General features: G+C 68.9%; 14 protein-coding genes. 11 read left to right on the top strand and 3 right to left on the bottom strand.

From position 1 onward, the window contains the following. Positions 1 to 19: 19 nt before the first annotated feature. Positions 20 to 244 (top strand): hypothetical protein, encoded by a 225-nt coding sequence (locus WMF42_RS09190; RefSeq protein ID WP_061610354.1) that lies wholly within the window; start codon positions 20 to 22, stop codon positions 242 to 244. 113 nt (positions 245 to 357) lie between these two features. Here WMF42_RS09190 and WMF42_RS09185 read toward each other — a convergent pair whose 3' ends face one another. After that, positions 358 to 771, bottom strand: a complete 414-nt coding sequence (locus tag WMF42_RS09185) for a DUF6968 family protein (RefSeq protein WP_437691514.1) — start codon at positions 769 to 771, stop codon at positions 358 to 360. A gap of 671 nt (positions 772 to 1,442) precedes the next feature. Between WMF42_RS09185 and WMF42_RS09180 the strand changes: the two genes are divergently transcribed. Next, the gene (locus WMF42_RS09180) at positions 1,443 to 1,787 is read left to right on the top strand and encodes a hypothetical protein (protein WP_437691512.1); all 345 of its coding nucleotides are present in this window, start codon (positions 1,443 to 1,445) and stop codon (positions 1,785 to 1,787) included. Between the two features lie 16 nt (positions 1,788 to 1,803). Next, positions 1,804 to 2,064 carry a hypothetical protein gene (locus tag WMF42_RS09175; protein ID WP_437691510.1) on the top strand — a complete coding sequence of 87 codons (261 nt, stop codon included), beginning with the start codon at positions 1,804 to 1,806 and terminating at the stop codon, positions 2,062 to 2,064. Between the two features lie 221 nt (positions 2,065 to 2,285). On the opposite strand, the gene WMF42_RS09170 is transcribed toward WMF42_RS09175, so the two are convergent. Then, a complete protein-coding gene (locus tag WMF42_RS09170) occupies positions 2,286 to 2,699 on the bottom strand; it encodes an LIC_13387 family protein (protein ID WP_437691508.1) in 414 nt (137 codons plus the stop codon). Positions 2,700 to 3,983: 1,284 nt separating this feature from the next. On the opposite strand from WMF42_RS09170, the gene WMF42_RS09165 reads away from it, so the two are divergent. Further along, positions 3,984 to 4,196, top strand: a complete 213-nt coding sequence (locus tag WMF42_RS09165) for a hypothetical protein (RefSeq protein ID WP_437691506.1) — start codon at positions 3,984 to 3,986, stop codon at positions 4,194 to 4,196. Continuing rightward, positions 4,193 to 5,026, top strand: coding sequence for a hypothetical protein (locus WMF42_RS09160; RefSeq protein ID WP_437691504.1), 834 nt, complete (start codon positions 4,193 to 4,195; stop codon positions 5,024 to 5,026). Before WMF42_RS09165 ends, WMF42_RS09160 begins: the two co-directional genes overlap by 4 nt. A gap of 159 nt (positions 5,027 to 5,185) precedes the next feature. Here the strand turns inward: WMF42_RS09160 and WMF42_RS09155 are convergent, their stop codons facing one another. Then, complete coding sequence (locus WMF42_RS09155) at positions 5,186 to 6,097, bottom strand: NAD-dependent epimerase/dehydratase family protein (RefSeq protein ID WP_233561463.1); 912 nt, start codon at positions 6,095 to 6,097, stop codon at positions 5,186 to 5,188. A gap of 53 nt (positions 6,098 to 6,150) precedes the next feature. On the opposite strand from WMF42_RS09155, the gene WMF42_RS09150 reads away from it, so the two are divergent. The 6 genes from WMF42_RS09150 to WMF42_RS09125 all read left to right on the top strand — a co-directional run bounded on the left by WMF42_RS09150 (position 6,151) and on the right by WMF42_RS09125 (position 14,859). Continuing rightward, complete coding sequence (locus WMF42_RS09150; protein ID WP_061608191.1) at positions 6,151 to 6,387, top strand: DUF433 domain-containing protein; 237 nt, start codon at positions 6,151 to 6,153, stop codon at positions 6,385 to 6,387. Further along, positions 6,387 to 6,986, top strand: coding sequence for a DUF5615 family PIN-like protein (locus tag WMF42_RS09145; RefSeq protein ID WP_437691501.1), 600 nt, complete (start codon positions 6,387 to 6,389; stop codon positions 6,984 to 6,986). The genes WMF42_RS09150 and WMF42_RS09145 overlap by 1 nt, the downstream gene beginning before the upstream one ends. Further along, positions 6,983 to 7,291 carry an HNH endonuclease gene (locus tag WMF42_RS09140; RefSeq protein ID WP_199693671.1) on the top strand — a complete coding sequence of 103 codons (309 nt, stop codon included), beginning with the start codon at positions 6,983 to 6,985 and terminating at the stop codon, positions 7,289 to 7,291. Before WMF42_RS09145 ends, WMF42_RS09140 begins: the two co-directional genes overlap by 4 nt. Positions 7,292 to 7,444: 153 nt before the next feature. Continuing rightward, complete coding sequence (locus tag WMF42_RS09135; RefSeq protein WP_437691499.1) at positions 7,445 to 9,031, top strand: SNF2-related protein; 1,587 nt, start codon at positions 7,445 to 7,447, stop codon at positions 9,029 to 9,031. A gap of 1,003 nt (positions 9,032 to 10,034) precedes the next feature. Further along, positions 10,035 to 13,934 carry an RHS repeat-associated core domain-containing protein gene (locus WMF42_RS09130; protein WP_437691497.1) on the top strand — a complete coding sequence of 1,300 codons (3,900 nt, stop codon included), beginning with the start codon at positions 10,035 to 10,037 and terminating at the stop codon, positions 13,932 to 13,934. 10 nt (positions 13,935 to 13,944) lie between these two features. Beyond that, complete coding sequence (locus WMF42_RS09125; RefSeq protein WP_437691495.1) at positions 13,945 to 14,859, top strand: hypothetical protein; 915 nt, start codon at positions 13,945 to 13,947, stop codon at positions 14,857 to 14,859. Positions 14,860 to 15,196: the final 337 nt, after the last annotated feature.

The raw sequence follows: 15,196 nt of genomic DNA, 5'->3' as shown, positions 1-15,196 counted from the left end.
GCTCTCATCGAAGCAGTAGGTGCGCTCCTCGGTCTTCCCCTCGGGGGTCGACGCGATCTCGTGCGCGAGGGTCATCGCGTCCCAGCAGAAGCGCGTCGTGCGCAGGAGGCGCACCTCACCGCCCTCTCCCCGCTGCCACACGGTCTTCTTCATCCTTCGCGCGAACGCATCGTACGTGAGCTCGACCGTCGTCCCGCCCGGCCCCTCGACCTTCGTGAGCATGCCGCTCGCCGACCAGGCATAACGCGTCACGTGCTCGTCCCCGGCAGCGCCTCGCGCCCTTTTCTCGTTCATCAGGTTTGCTGAGGAACAAAAGAGACGGTTCTCCCTGACAGCGGTATCATTCAGCCGACGATCTCACCCCACCGCTCCCTGCCCCCCGCGCGCCTTCTTCTCGTCCACGAGCGTCTGGATCTCCTCGTCGATGAGCTGCTCCATCCTTTCGTCGAAGGCGCGGCCGAAGATGTACGGCACGACGATGGGCAGTCCCGTCTCTCCGGGCTCTCCGTCGCACCAGGTGACGGCAAGTCCAGACTTCTTGAGGGTCTGACGAGCTCCCTCAAGGGCGAGCTGGAGAGCTTGCACGGCGTCTACGCCGTAGGCCGAATCTCGCACCGCTTCGTGAAGTCCCTGAATATCTACCGGACACGCCCAGTCGCCGGACGGCTTCAGCATGGGCTTGCCGATGGTCACGGTCACCATCCGGCCGGGCTCTCCTACGACCGAGAGGCGGCGTTCTGCGATGGGTTCGAGCGGGGTGTCGTCCTGCATAGAACGCACCTTGCAGCCCCTTCCCGAAGGGTGTCAAGCGGACGTTCTCTTCAAGTACCGTAGTGCCAGTAGCACCAGCCGAGGCACGCGACCAAGCTACCCTTCGCCGCCGCCCAACAACCGGCCCTCAAGCGAGGATCCGGTGGTAGCTGGGAGCAAAATTGCTCCATCGCTTGCTGACCGTTCCGACACGCTCGGTTGCACTCGTCCAGTGAGACAGCCATCTCAACCTCGTCGATAGGCTCTCTGGGCTCTCCACGTTCGTCCGCCTCCGGCGCTGCTCCACATCCCATCGTCGTCGCCATCCCCGCGAGTCCCAGCAGACCCAACACGCATAGCAGCCGCCTCATGTGCTCCCCCCTGAGGAGCACCTCGAGCCCGCCCCCTCGCCACGTCAAGGACGAGCCTGCTTGGTCCTGATCCCCGCCACCGGTCAGATCACCGATCTCCCATCAGGTCACGCTCCGGTCAGCACGTCACCCACTGGTCAGGATGGGTCAATCTATACCCATCCCATGCTAAAGTATCCCCGATGGTATCGCCTTCTACCCCGCCCATGACCGCCGCGGAGATGGCCCGCATCATCGTCGCCCTCGGAGGGCTCGGAACTAAACTGGTTATTCAACAGTACGCCGGGCGCCCGCTCCAACTTCAGGTCCTTCATCAACTTGATGATGTCCGGGGCCTCCGGCGCGGTTTACGATCCCGAGGCCCTCATCGATGATGAGCTCCTCGACGACCTGCGCCGGCACCGGGACATCCAGCGGCGCCTCTCCCATCTGCCCACCCGCCAGGTCAGGGCCCTTCGGGCGGCCTTGACCCACCGCCGGCACCACGCGCAGTTCGCCGCTGCCCTCTCCGAGGTCACCGGCCTTGTGCTCCTGGACCACGAGCAGCAGCAGCTCCTCAGCCTCGTGGCCCGCCGTGACCCCGCCCTCCTGGAGCTCCGCGACAAGGCCCGGCAGGAGCTCAAGGCGGCCCTCCAGGCCTTCCAGGAGGTGCCTCGTGACCGGTGACGCGCCCTTGCTCACCATGGCCCAGCTGGCGGACCTCCTGGGCTACCGAGGCCGGCAGCGGGGTCGTCGAGCCCTCCGCCTCTGCGAGGCCGCGTCCGGGCAGAGGGGGACGCCCCTCCGTTTCCGGAACGGCCGCCGCTGGTTCGTCTCCCGGGAGTCGATCCAGTCGCTGCTGAGCTCCGAGTTCTCGCTCGCGGATCGGGTCGAGGACATGGAGCCAGCGGTCCGGGACCTCAGGATGCGGATCGAGCACCTGGAGGCCGCGGGTCCCTTGTGAGGGCGCGCCTCCACATGCCGGAGGGACGTTCCCCCGCCGAGGTGCTGGCCTCTCTTCCTGAGTCCAAGCGGCGGGAGTTCCTCGGATCCCTGAGCCGGAACGAAAAGATCGCGCTTCTGTACAGGTGGTCGTCGTTCTGGGCCCGGCCAAAGCAAGGGCTCCCTCCCGGTTGGCCGCTCGTGGCGACTGCGCTGGGCTATGGGCTATCTTCGCCCGCACGCTCAGCGCACCACGAGCGCCGCGCCGAAGCACGCCGTCGCGACCAGCAGGATCACGATCGGCGGCGGCGAAAACGCGCGGACGGCGATAGCCAGCAGCGCCAGCGACACCGCCGCGTTCAGCGCCACCACAGCAGCGAGCGCGGCGAGGGCCGGCGCGGCGAGCACGCAGACGGCGCCGTGAAGCGCGAGCACCAGGCCCATGACCACGCTGAACTCCCTGAAGAGGCCGAGCAGGTCGCGCGACAGCCCCATCATGGACATCCGGTGCGCCCGCATCGCGTCCAGGACCGCGGTCTCCGCGGCGGGCGTCGCGGGGCGACCGAGCAGCAGCGCGGTGATCGCGAGGTGCCCGATCCCGGTGACGACCCACGCCCACGCGCCCACCTGAAACAGCACCTGTGCACGGCACCTCATGACAGCCCTCGTTTCTTTGCCGCCGGTCCCTGGCGAGTGCGCTCCACATGCTGCCGTGTGGACCTGGAGCACGGCCCTGGAGATTTCACTACGGCACCGGATGGTCTCACCGGCCGACCGCGCCGGGCCGCCGTCGCGCCCGTCCTCCGCGCCGCCGGGCAATCCGTCAGCCCCCTTGCCGCCGACGCTCGAGAGCCCGCCGTCCGCCTCGCTGCGGCTCGCCGCCGTCGCCGCCCTGGCCACCGTCGGACGTCTCGATCTCGCTGTCGCGCACGGTCATCCCGGCGTGCAGCGCGACGAGGCCGATGCTCGGGTAGCAGGACGACGGAACGGAAGACGGCGAGCCGGAAGGGAGAAAGGGTTGCGCAGCAACCACAAAAGGCACCCGAGACGGCGACGGGGCTGCGCAGGAGACCACCGGGGCTGCGCGGGAGACCACCGGGGCTGCGCAGGAGCCGGACGGTTGTAACAAAGGACACCAATGGAGGCGCCCAGGAGGGGCACGGGACCGCGTAGGACGGCGGCGAGTGTTGCATAGGACACCAACGGCGGTGCACAGGAGGGCGCCGAGGCCGCGCAGGAGGGCGCCGGGGGCCGCGCAGGAGGGCGCCGGGGGCCACGCAGGAGGGCGCCGGGGCCGCGCAGGAGGGGCACGGGGCCGCGTAGGACGGCGGCGAGTGTTGCATAGGACACCAACGGCGGTGCACAGGAGGGCGCCGAGGCCGCGCAGGAGGGCGCCGGGACCGCACAGGAGGGCGCCGGGGGCCACGCAGGAGGGCGCCGGGCCCGCGCAGGAGGGCGCCGGGCGGCACAGGAGGGCGCCGGGGCCGCGCAGGAGGGCGCCGGGGCTTGCGCAGGACGGCCGACGGCGCTGCGCAGGACGGCCGACGCGGCCGCCCCGGATCGAGCACGCCGTGGGACTCGCCCTGGACCGGCGTGCGCATGGCAAGCGTTGCCTTCATGGCAAGGCTTGCCAGCCCCCCGGGAGGCAAAAGCGGCAAGGACTGCCATCGCGCGCCGATGCCCGCGCCCCGGACGCGACGAGGCGACCGCTCCCGCGCTCCGCCGGGACGGGCGCCCCCTCGTCGCGCCGGAGCGTCACAGGCCAGATCTCCGTGGCACGCTCGTTGCGATGTTGCGATGTCGATGGGTGTACGCCGAGCGAGGTGAGGGCGCCGCTCCCATCACGGATCGGCCGCTCGCCTCGCATCCACATCCGACCTGCTCCGCGTCGCGCAAGCGTCGCCGGAACTGCGTCGCAGGCGGCGGGTGGCGGCACGCCCCATGGGACCGGGAAAGCTGCCCGGCCACTCGGCCCCCTCCGTCCAGGAGTACGAGAAAGCCGCGCGCTGCATTGCCGTACTGAAGAACACCTGTGCGGACTTCCTCGATATCGACGCTCTGTTCGACTCGCACCCTGAGTGCTCCACGGTCTTCGTGGGCAAGGTGGCCGATGGCGGCGAATGCACCGATGACAAGCCAAGGAGATTGCAATGAAACGTGAAGTTCGCACCGGTTGGCTCGTGTCGATGATGGCCCTGTCCACGCTGGTGGTGGCGTGCAGTGACAGCGGCGGCGGGCCGAGCAGCAGCGGTGGCGGCAGCGGCGGCAGCGGCGGCAGCGGCGGCAGCACCGGGACCACCATGGTCGGCGACGGCGGCAGCGGCGGCACCGGCGGCAGCACCGGGACCACCATGGTCGGCGACGGCGGCAGCGGCGGCACCGGCGGCAGCACCGGGACCACCATGGTCGGCGACGGCGGCAGCGGCGGCACCGGCGGCAGCACCGGGACCACCATGGTCGGCGACGGCGGCAGCGGCGGCAGCGGCGGCGGCGAAGCGGAAGGCCCGAGCGCTATGCAGGCGTGCTTGGCTATCTGTGAGTCGCACAAGCTGTACGGCTGCGATCCGCCGGATCTGGACTGCGGCGCCAGCTGTGGCTTGGTGGTCATCCCGCTGTCCCGCCCCGCGTGCGAGGACGAGCTCGTCGCGTACTATTCGTGCTGGCTGCCTGAAGCCTCCACCTGTAAGGAGGGGTTGCCCGCCGACTGCCAGGACGAGAAGGACGCGTACTCCGCGTGCCTCGACGCTCACGGCTGCCGCGGCCTGAAGTGCGAATACCCGCACGGCCTGGAGGGCAACGAGTGCGCGTGTTCGTCCACGTGCCTCAGCAAGAAGCACGAGGTCAAGTGCGGGCCGTCCGAGGACGGCACGACGATGTGCTCGTGTCTCGTCGAGGGAGTCGAGGTCGGGACGTGTGAGGGCGCGCCCAGGGAGGTGTGTCACCTCACGCAGGGCTGTTGCCAGGAGTTCTTCGACATCAACTGACCGCTCGTCTCGCTCACCGCTCCTCCCCGCCGCCCGCCTCCACGTCGTGCCGCGCCCCCGGCGTCCGGTCCCCGGCTCCGGGGCGCTCGTTGACCGACTATGGTCGATGGCGCGCGTGTCGAGGCATGCGCGTCCGCCTACCTGGACGACTGGAGAACATCACGCGCCCGCCGCAATCGCATCCTGGAGGCGCGGGAACTCGGGCTTGAAGCCGAGATCTTCGCGGATGCGGCGGCCGTCCAGGAGTACCTCGAAGGCTCGGGCCGCTTCGCCGGCCGAGCCGTCGGGCGGTGGGGCGCCGACCGACGCGAAGAGGGTGGCGACGTCGGGGGCTTCGTCGTCGACCACGTTGTAGATGCGGTGCGAAGGCGATGCGGTGTCGAGCACGCGCGCGACAGCCTGCGCGACGTCGGCGTGATGAATCACGGCCATGCGCTGCGACGGCGCCCAGCCGCGCATCATCGGGATCGCTTCCTCGATGTGCGGATCACCGTCGCCGTAGACGAAGGGGAGGCGGAGGACGCGCACATCGAGGCCCTCGAGGGCGAGGAGCGCGCGTTCGGCGGCGAGCTTGCTCGCGGGGTAGCCCGGTAGCGGCGCGCAGTCGTCGCCCTCGCGGGCGAGGCGGCCGCCGCTCGGTCCGTAGACCAACCCGGTGCTGGTGAAGACGAAGCGCTTCACGTTCGCGGCGCGGGCGGCGGCCGCGAGTCGTTGCGTGCCGAGGTCGTTGACGGTGTGCGCTTGTTCCGGGGTGGCGCCGCGGAAGAAGGCGGCGCAGTGGACGACCGCGTCGATGCCGCGCACCGCGGGCGCGAGCGAGGCTTCGTCGAGGAGATCGCCCTTCACGATCTCGACCTGGTGCTCGCGCAGCTCGGCGGCGCGGTCCGGATCGCGCACGAGGGCGCGGACATGATCGCCCCGGCGGGCGAGGCGCTTTGCGAGACGGCTTCCGACCTTTCCGGTCGCTCCGGTGACGAGGATCTTCATGACCGCGATGCTAGCGACGCGCCCGGGTTGGGAATTGGAAGAAGCGGACAATGTCACGCGCGGGCATGCGCGGTCGGCGCGCACGTCGGCAGCAGAGGCTGCTGAAGCCGAGCCGAAATTGTCGTAGAGTTCACGTCATGAACCATCGCGACCGAATCGTGCGAGATCCTCTCGTCTGCGGGGGCGAGCCGGTCATCAAGGGGACGCGGGTCACGCTCCGCACGCTGCTCGCCAGCCTGTCGGACGGCGACGCGATCGAGGACATCCTCAGCGACTACCCGACCCTGACCGCGGACGACGTGCGCGCAGTGATCGCGTTCGCCGCGGATTCCGTCCGGGAAGACCTACCGGCGCCCAAGGTCGTCGGATTCTGATGCGCATCAAACTGGACGAGAATCTGCCGACATCCCTGGTCGAGGCGCTTGTGCAGCTCGGCCACGACGCGGACTCGGTGCAGCAAGAGGGGCTTCAGGGGTCGCCAGACGCCGGCGTGTGGGCGGCGGCTCAGGCGGACAAGCGTTTTCTGGTTACGCAGGATCTCGACTTCTCGGATCTGCGGCAGTTCGCCCCTGGAACACACTACGGGCTCCTGCTCGTCCGCCTCGCTGATCCAGGCCGGCGGGTACTCAAGGCCTACATCGAGTGTCTCTTCCGGACAGAGGACGTCGAGCGCTGGGCCGGGTGCTTCGTGGTTGCAACGGACGGCGACGGCGGAGGGACGGCATGCTCTCCGCGCCGACGTCGGACGGAGAACCTCATGGAAAGGCGAACCCTCGAACAGCTCGAGGCGGCGCTCGATGCCGTCAGCAAAGACCTGGCCCCGCGCGTCGAGGAGCTCGCGCAGAAGAGCACCGAAGGCGCGCTCACCCCGGAGGAGCAAAGGGAATACGCAGAGATCGTCCGCTTGAACGACAGGCTCAGCCTCCTCAAGCTCGAGGCCGAGGAGTTCTGGACGATGCGCGCGGCTTCGTGAAGCTCTCGAACGATGTGCGGGAGACGGTACAACGGCGCGCCCAGGGCGCGTGTGAGTACTGCCGGCTTCCTCAAGAAGCTTCAATCGTCCCCCATCAAGTCGACCACATCATCGGGAGGCAACGTCGTGGACCCGACGATGTTGCCACTCTGTGCCTCTGCTGTATCCATTGCAATCTGAAGAAGGGGCCTGACATCGCGTCCATCGATCCGAAGACTGGCCCCCTCGTGGCGCTGTATCACCCCAGGCGTCACGCTTGGCGCGAGCACTTCACGGTCGCGACGGAGGTCGACCCCTCGCCATGAAGGACGATTCCTGCGCAAGCGCGCGGCCGCGCTGGTATCAGGGCCGTCATGACGACGATGCGCGCCAAGCGAACGGTCTCGGCCCCCCGTAGAGCCGCCGGCGCGACCGCTCCAGCGGTCGCTGCTCCGCGTGCGGCGCCGGAGCGTGCCCATGTGCTCGACGTCCCGTTCGCGATGCGCGCTGTCGCGTCCGCGAGCGGCGCGCGCTGGGAAGCGGAGCACGGCGTGTTCGTCGCTCGCGCAGAGACGCTCCCGCCGGCCCTCGCGCCGTTCCGCGCCGCGCCGTACTCGTGGGAGCGACGCATCGAGCGCGAGCTCAACGACGACCCAGCGCCCGCGCCGGCCGCCCCCGCGGGGGCGATCGTCCTCCGCCCGCACCAGTTGGACGGCGTGCGGGCCATCGCCGCCGCGAAGGCCGAGAGGCGCGCCGGGTTCCTCCTCGCCGACGACGTCGGCCTCGGCAAGACGATCACCGCCTGGGACGCGGTCCTCCGGATGCCGGACGTCGCGACGGTGCTGATCGTTTGCCCGCTCGCCGTCGTCGCGCACTGGCGCCGCACGGTCCAGGCGATGGGCGACGCTGGCAAAGAGATCGTGATCATCAATTATGATCGGCTCGGCAAGCTCTTCGAAGTGACCCCGGAGGCGCGGCGGAGGATCCGATCGAAGAAGGGCCTCGCGCGCGCCGGCAGCGCCGCGGAGTTCGACGTGGTGATCTGGGACGAGAGCCACCGCTGCAAGAACCCGGCGGCGGCGCGCTCCAAGCTCGCGGTGAAGCTCAACGCACGCGCAGGGTTCGTGCTGTGGCTCTCGGCCACCGCGGGGCAGAACCCGCTGGAGCTATCGTATCTCGCGCCGCTCCTGGCGAGCGCGACAGGGAGCCGCTCCGCGGATCTCAAGGACTTCGAGCAGTGGTGCGAAGGCCAGGGGCTCGGGGTCACACGCGGCGCGTTCGGCAGGTGGGACTGGCGCGGCGATCCGGCGGACTGCGAGAAGGTGCGCGCGCTCCTGTTCGACGGCCGTCCCGCGGTGGGGATGCGGCGCCGCCCGGAGGACGTGGCCGGCTGGCCCGAGATCAACCGCATCCTCACCCCCATCGAGCTCGACGCCTCCGCGCGCGCGCTCTACGCGCAGGCGTGGACCGCGTTCCGCCGGGAGATGGAGCTCGTGCCGAAGGGCGCGAACCCGAGGTCGGCGCTCGCCGCGACGCTGCGCCTGCGGCAGAAGAGCTCGCTCATCCGCGTGGCGGGCACCGTGGAGCTCGTGAATGAGCTGCTCGACAACGGGCATCAGGTCGCTGTCTCCGTCGCCTTCCTGGAGACGCTCGAGGCCGTGCAGGCCGCGCTGGCCAGCGAGCGCGTCCCGTGCGCGCTGATCCACGGCGCCATGCCGGCCGGCGAGAAGGAGGCCGAGCGCCTCCGCTTCCAGCGCGGCGAGCCGCGCGTCGTGCTCTTCACCGTGGAAGAAGGGATCTCGCTCCACCAGGGCGAGCACAACGAGGTCCCGCGCTCGGAGGTGATCCACGATCTGCGGTGGTCGGCGATCCAGATGGCGCAGATCGAGGGCCGCTGTCACCGCGATGGACGTTTTGCGCAGGTCTACTGGGCCTATGCCGACGGTACCGTCGAAGAGAAGATCGCCGCGATCGTGTGCCGCAGGATCCAGTCGATGAAGGCGATGGTCGGCGATGACGTCGAGACGATGCACGAGATCGAGCGGCTGCTCGCCGGAGCCGATTGAGGCCCGTCACGCGCTGAAGCCGTTGTCGTGAGGGAGCCTCCGCTCCGTGAGCAACGTGCCGTTCGTGGTGAACGTTCGTGGTGAAGTAGAGAGCGAGCCCGGTCCGTTCGGCGAGGCGCGTCAAGAGCTCGTCGAAGCCGGCAAATGCCAGCGGCTCTCCTCCGCCGAACGCCACCTCCAGGAGGCCGCGGCGCGCGAGGCCCGAGAGCGCCTCGAATGCCCCGTCCACCGTCCACTCGAGGTCCATCCCTCCAGCCTCCGGGCGGCCCGATCACCTTCCCGGGGTCGAGGATGCCGTCCGTACTCCGAGCGAAAATCCTGGCGGGACTGTTCGGCGGTGGCGAACCGGTGCGATCCGTCACTTCCCCGGGGATTGGGGGAGGGCATGACGACGGATCGCACCCCCTCAGAAGGCATGGGCCCAACCCGGGCCCAAGGGCCAAGCCCCCGGCTTGGGGAGCTCGCCGTGACCGAGCCGTCGCGTCGGGCTGCGGTGGTCGCCTCGCTCGCCTGCACCCTGAGCCGCGCCGTCGCCCTTGGGGATGAGGTGGGGGCCCGGGTCGTTCACGAGGCGCTCGGTCGGCTGCTCGGGCTGCCGGTGGCACCGGAGGGGTGAGCAAGCTTAGGCCGAACATCGAGCCCGCCGCTCGGGTCGACTCGCTGCCGCAGCCCTGCCGCTCGCCAGCGCTCGCGAGCTCTGCTGAGATCGCCCGCGCGCGGCGGTTGCGTGCCGAAGCGCCGCGGAAGCATCCGGGAAAGTGCCGCCGGCAAGCAGCAGGCCTGTGCCGGGGAGGCAAGCGCGAGGGCGTTCCCGGTCGACGACCCTTTCGCCGCGATGCTGCCTAGCGACGCCATGGCGGAACCGCGGACGCCACGGTGAGCGGTGGGAAAACGAGCCGCGAGGAGGCTCCTGCATGCTGGCACAGAGGCGGCCGAGGCCCGCCCCGTCCGGTGGTCGCCTGAGATGCTTGCCTCCTGCAGCTCCCGTTGAGATCATTCCGCCATGGCGCGCACGGCTCCTGTACCGAATATCCCCGCCATCCCAGGAATGAACCCCGGCGTCTTCGTCATGGGCGGCGGCGCGGGCGGCGGAGGAAGCGGCGGCGCGGGCGGCGGCGGGAAGGGCGGCGATCAGAGCGCCGGCGGCAGCAATGGGGGCAAGGGCGCCGGCGGCGGCGGGAAGGGCGCCCCGGACTACGAGAAGCATCCCGAATGCGGGTACGCATCGCATCCAGTCGACGTCGTCACCGGACGAGCGTTCACCTACCCGACTGTGGACGTGCACCTACCAGGGCCCCTGCCGCTTCTCTTCCGACGGATGTACTCCACGACCATGGCGGCTCGGGACACGGGCCTTGGCTTCGGCTGGGGTCACACCATCGGCTGGGAGGTCGAGGTGCGCCGGCGGAGTCTCGTGGTTTGGAACGAGCAAGGCATGCCCGTCGAGTTCCCCATGATCCGGCCGGGAGACGAGGTCGTGGGCCCCTTTGGCTGGGCGCTCCGCCGAGAGGCCTGGGGGTTCGTGGTCGATGCAAATGACGACGTGTACCGCACTTTCTGCGAGCGCGACGAGCCTGGTCTCCGGTATCGCCTCAGCGCGATCGAGGACCGGAACAAGAATCGAATCACGATCATATATCAACAGGGCAAGATCGCATCGATTGTGGACAGCGCCGGGCGGAGCCTCCGTGTCCACACCACCCCTGAAGGGCGCATCGCCTCGATCGAGACGAAGAACGCCGTGGCCGGCGGCGCATGGCTCACCTTCGCGACGTACCGGTACGACGGTCACGGGAACCTCGTGGAATGCAGGGACACGGACGGATTCTCCTCACATTACGAATACGATGAAGAACACCTGCTCACGAAGGACACGGATCGCGCCGGTCTCACGTTTTATTTCGTGTACGACAGGCACCGGCGCTGCATCGAGTCATGGGGCGAGTACCCCGGCGAGCGCGATCCGAGCCTGGCGGAGGGACTGCCGCAGGTGCTGGCGGACGGCCGGACACGGGTCAAGGGCATCAGTCATTGCAAGATGGAGTACCTCGACAACGGGTACAGCGAGGTCGCAGACTCGGCGCGGGTGCGACGGTTCTTCGGCAATGAGCACGGCCTACTCGACAAACGCGTTGAGGGGCAAGGCGTGATCAGCTGCACGTACAACGCCGCGGGTCACCTGACCAGCCGTACGGACGAGCTCGGAGGAACGACGCTCTACGAGCTGGACGACCGCGGTCAGCTCACGCGGCTCACCGATCCGAAGGGGCGCAGCACCTTCATCGCGCGCGGCGCTTACGGCCTGCCTGTCGAGATCGTTGATCCTGCGGGCGGCGTCACGCGGATTGAGCGGGACCAGCGGGGCAACCCTGAGCTCGTCGTAGATCCCACGGGCGCGATTACGTCGTATCGTCATGACGAGCGTGGACTTATCAAGGAGATCATCAATTCACACGGACACTCCACGCGCTTCGACTACGACGCGCACGGCAATATGACCGCGGCCTTCGAGTCGAGCGGCGCGATCACCCGGTTCGGCTACGACGCGCTGGGGCGCAGGACGTCGGTGACCGATCCTCTCGGCGCGGTTGTCCGCTTCGCCTATTCAGGCCGGGGCGATCACGTCGCGACCTACGACGAGTTGGGCGGTGTGACGCGATACGCCTACGATGGTGAAGCTAAGATGACGCAGGTCACCTGGCCCAGCGGGCGCGTCCGCTCGTTCCGGTGGGGAGGGTACAACAAGCTCTGCGAGATCGTGGATGAGGCAGGCGGGGTCACGCGCATGCTCTACGATCTCGACGGGCTCCCGGTGGCGCTCGTCAACCCGAAGGGAGAGAAGCACCACTACGAGCACGACGCGAGCGGCCGGCTCGTCGCGGAGGTGACCTTCGACGGCGTACGGAGGAGGTACCGCCGCGATCTCGCGGGGCGGCTCGTCGCCGTCATCGGCGGGACGGGGGAGACCATGGAGTTCGTCCGCGACGCCTCCGGCATGGTCGTTGAGCGACGCTACGCCGACGGTACGACAGAAGCGCTCGAGTACGATGAGTGCGGAGATCTCGTTCGGGCGGTCGGCCCAGATGTGGAGGTGCAGTTTCAGAGGGACGCCGCGGGGAGGATCCTGCGCGAGACGCAGCTCGTGCGCGGAGAGGCGCTCTCGGTTGCGCGCGGGCGAGAAGGTCGCGCGCACGTAACGATGACGTCGCTCGGTCACGCGATCGCGATGACGGAGGGGCCCAATGCCTTTGTGCGCCGCTACCTCCTGGGTGAGGCGCACGAGGTCGAGAGCCGCTCGGACGTCTACGGGCGCGAGGTCGAGCGGGTTTTACCCGGAGGGGGACGGCTGGAGAGCGTGTTCGACGCGATGGGCCGCCTCGCAGAGCGGCGAGCGCGTGGCCCCTTCACGACCCCCGCCGTCGAGCCAGGCCACCCCGAGTGGGTCGGGTCGCGGGAAGGAGGGCTCTCCGTGCGCCGAGTCCACCACTACTCGCTGGACGGCCACATAGGGGCGGACTGGGATCTGCGCCACGGGCAGACCCAGTACGAGGTGGATGCGCTCGGACAGCTCCTCTGCGCGGTTCGCGAGCGAGGCCGAGAGGATCGTTACGCGTACGACGCCACTGGCAACATCGTCCGCGTCGGGAGCACGAGCTCGGTTTTCGAGCAAGGCAACCGCCTCCTCGAGCACGGCACGACACACTACCAGTACGACGACCTCGGTCAGCTGATCGAGAAGTCCGTCGCCGGCGATAACGGCGCGAAGCGGGCCTGCCGATACACCTGGAACCCCGCCGGTCGCCTGAGCAGCGTCACCTGTCCGGATGGAGTGGTGGTGCAGTACCATTATGACCCCCTCGGCCGCCGCCTCGAGAAGCGCGTGTTCGAGGCACCAGCGCCGGGAGCGCGGGGCGCGCTCCGCTCGACCACCAGGTTCCTGTGGGATGGCGCGGCGGTCATACAGGAAATCAAGCGCTCGGCCGACGAGCTGGGCAACCCCGTCGTCGACGATCGGAGGTACTGGGTAGCGGGAGATGGCCCCGTCGTGCTCGCTCACCGCGATGTGCGCTGGGACGCCCGCGGCGCGACCGCCGGCGAGTGGGTGCACTACGTGAACGATCCGAACGGAGCGCCGACGCACCTCGTGGACGCTCGCGGCGCCGTCGTGGGCGAGCTCGCACGATCCGGGCTGGGCAGGACGTTGCCCGCCCCTGGTTCCGAGGTACGCACAGCCGTTCGCTTCGCGGGTCAGTACGAGGACGAGGAGACGGGCCTCCACTATAATCACTTTCGCTATTACGATCCAGACACGGGCCGGTACCTGTCGCACGACCCCATCTCGCTGCGTGGCGGACACAACTTGTACCGTTATGTGCGAGATCCCAACACGATGACGGACCCGCATGGCCTTGTCCCCTGTCAGTGTGTCATGATAACCAACAACGGGCCTCCGGAGCGGCTCGTGGGGCAGGACCCCAACGGCAATAACCTGTACGCGTGGAGGCGCAACTCTGGTGGCAGCCCACAGAACGTGCACCCGGACGTCTCGAACCACATTCCCCCCGCGGACCAGCTGCCTCAGGGCTCCACGGCGAGCCCTGATCAGCGAGGAAAATGTGCGGAGCCGGCGGCCCTCACCGATTATCGCAATTGGCTCGCGAAGCAACCGAACCCCGGCAACGCGACCATGTTGAACCGGATCCAACAGGGGGTCGTCGCCGTCGTGCCCATGAACAAGGGCGGCCCGACCTCGGGGAGCTACAAGGCACCGTGCGACTTCTGCGGTCCGACCCTGAGCAACATGGGACTGTCGAACCGGGTCATGACGCCGCAGGCCGCCGCGCAGGCCATGCCCAACATCGCCCAAGTGTTCACAATCCAGAACGTGCCCGTGTTCCGCTGACGGACAGCCTATGCGACCTCCCCTGCCTCTGCACCTGTTTTCCCCTCGCGCTCAGCAGTTCCTCCTCTCCGCCGAGCGCGACGACAGCGGACGCGATCGCGAGAGCGTCGCCCGCCGACTGGCCGAGTGCCATCGACCGCTGTTCGCTGCGGCCATCGACTTCGAGCACGTCTACGGCGGGCTGTCGTGGGGCGAGGATACCCTCGGGATCTACTATGACGAGCCGATGCGCGACGAGAACGACCCGCTTGATCTCGACGGCACGATGGTGCCGATCGGCAGCGAGGGGGTCTGTGGCCTGTTCATGAACGAGGCGGGAGAGGTGATCACCCAGCCTAACGTCAAGAGCGCCTCGATCGAGAAATACATCGAGCAGCGCGCGTTGCTCTCGGCCGCGGAAGCGCATCGCGCATACCGGGTCAAGGTCCGCCCCGCGACGGGCGACGCCCTCGCGGCGTCGCTCGGTCTCACCGTCGTCTCCGAAGCGACCGACGGGTATCAGGCCTACTTCGCTTCGGGCGGCGTGCTCCTGCGCCACTACCGGCAGCCGGAGGTGTACGAGGCGCGCGTGGACCTCGTGCTCGCGCCCTCGCTCGAGCAAGTCGCGGCGATCCTGGAGTCGGCTGCCCACGTGGTCGGATCGCCCCGCGTGAGCGTCCACCGCATGGGGGCGACGGTGGTTCGCCTGTCCGCCAATGAGGAGTCGAGCATCCCGCCTACGGGCTCGTGGAGCGCCGCCCTCGATGCTGTCCGTTTCGATTACGGCGACGAGGACGACCACCACGATGGTACCGTCTGGCTTATCGGCGCGCGCGGCTCGCGACGGATCGAGCAGTACCAGATCACCGCCGAAGGACGGCTGCTCAGCTGGAACACCTTCGAGAACGATAGGGCGACCCTGCGGCTCCCGTCAGGAGCGCCGTGACCCCAGGTCGGCTCGCGGCGGCCGAGCCGAAACCGTCACGGTTCCGCGCTCACGAAGCCGTCCCGCCGCGAACCTTCCGGCCCCCGCTACCCCCGCGGCGTCTACCGCGGCTCGTCCTGGCAGAGGTAGTTCCGCTTCAGGCTCCGGTTCTCCATGTCGGTATAGAGCACCGCCATGGTCGACCCCCGACATCGGCGGCACGATCTTGCTCCAGTCCGCGTAGGCCGGCCGCTGACACCGCCGCCGCAGGCTGTGGAGCGCACGCGGCCCCTTCGACGACGCGACGGCGGAAGGCGCCGCGTTGGGCTACATCGGAGCCGCCCTCGGCGGCGAAACA

This window comes from Sorangium sp. So ce176 (genome assembly GCF_051519835.1).
GTDB classification, from domain to species: domain Bacteria; phylum Myxococcota_A; class Polyangia; order Polyangiales; family Polyangiaceae; genus Sorangium; species Sorangium cellulosum_G.
Note: the sequence above shows the minus strand (reverse complement) of the source record. Positions and strands in the feature narration are given on the sequence as shown.

Coding starts and splice junctions, on each gene's coding strand:
- WMF42_RS09185 (WP_437691514.1), bottom strand. CDS start 771: ATGCAGGACGACACCCCGCTCGAACCCATCGCAGAACGCCGCCTCTCG.
- WMF42_RS09180 (WP_437691512.1), top strand. CDS start 1,443: ATGATGTCCGGGGCCTCCGGCGCGGTTTACGATCCCGAGGCCCTCATC.
- WMF42_RS09175 (WP_437691510.1), top strand. CDS start 1,804: ATGGCCCAGCTGGCGGACCTCCTGGGCTACCGAGGCCGGCAGCGGGGT.
- WMF42_RS09170 (WP_437691508.1), bottom strand. CDS start 2,699: ATGAGGTGCCGTGCACAGGTGCTGTTTCAGGTGGGCGCGTGGGCGTGG.
- WMF42_RS09165 (WP_437691506.1), top strand. CDS start 3,984: ATGGGACCGGGAAAGCTGCCCGGCCACTCGGCCCCCTCCGTCCAGGAG.
- WMF42_RS09160 (WP_437691504.1), top strand. CDS start 4,193: ATGAAACGTGAAGTTCGCACCGGTTGGCTCGTGTCGATGATGGCCCTG.
- WMF42_RS09150 (WP_061608191.1), top strand. CDS start 6,151: ATGAACCATCGCGACCGAATCGTGCGAGATCCTCTCGTCTGCGGGGGC.
- WMF42_RS09145 (WP_437691501.1), top strand. CDS start 6,387: ATGCGCATCAAACTGGACGAGAATCTGCCGACATCCCTGGTCGAGGCG.
- WMF42_RS09130 (WP_437691497.1), top strand. CDS start 10,035: ATGGCGCGCACGGCTCCTGTACCGAATATCCCCGCCATCCCAGGAATG.
- WMF42_RS09125 (WP_437691495.1), top strand. CDS start 13,945: ATGCGACCTCCCCTGCCTCTGCACCTGTTTTCCCCTCGCGCTCAGCAG.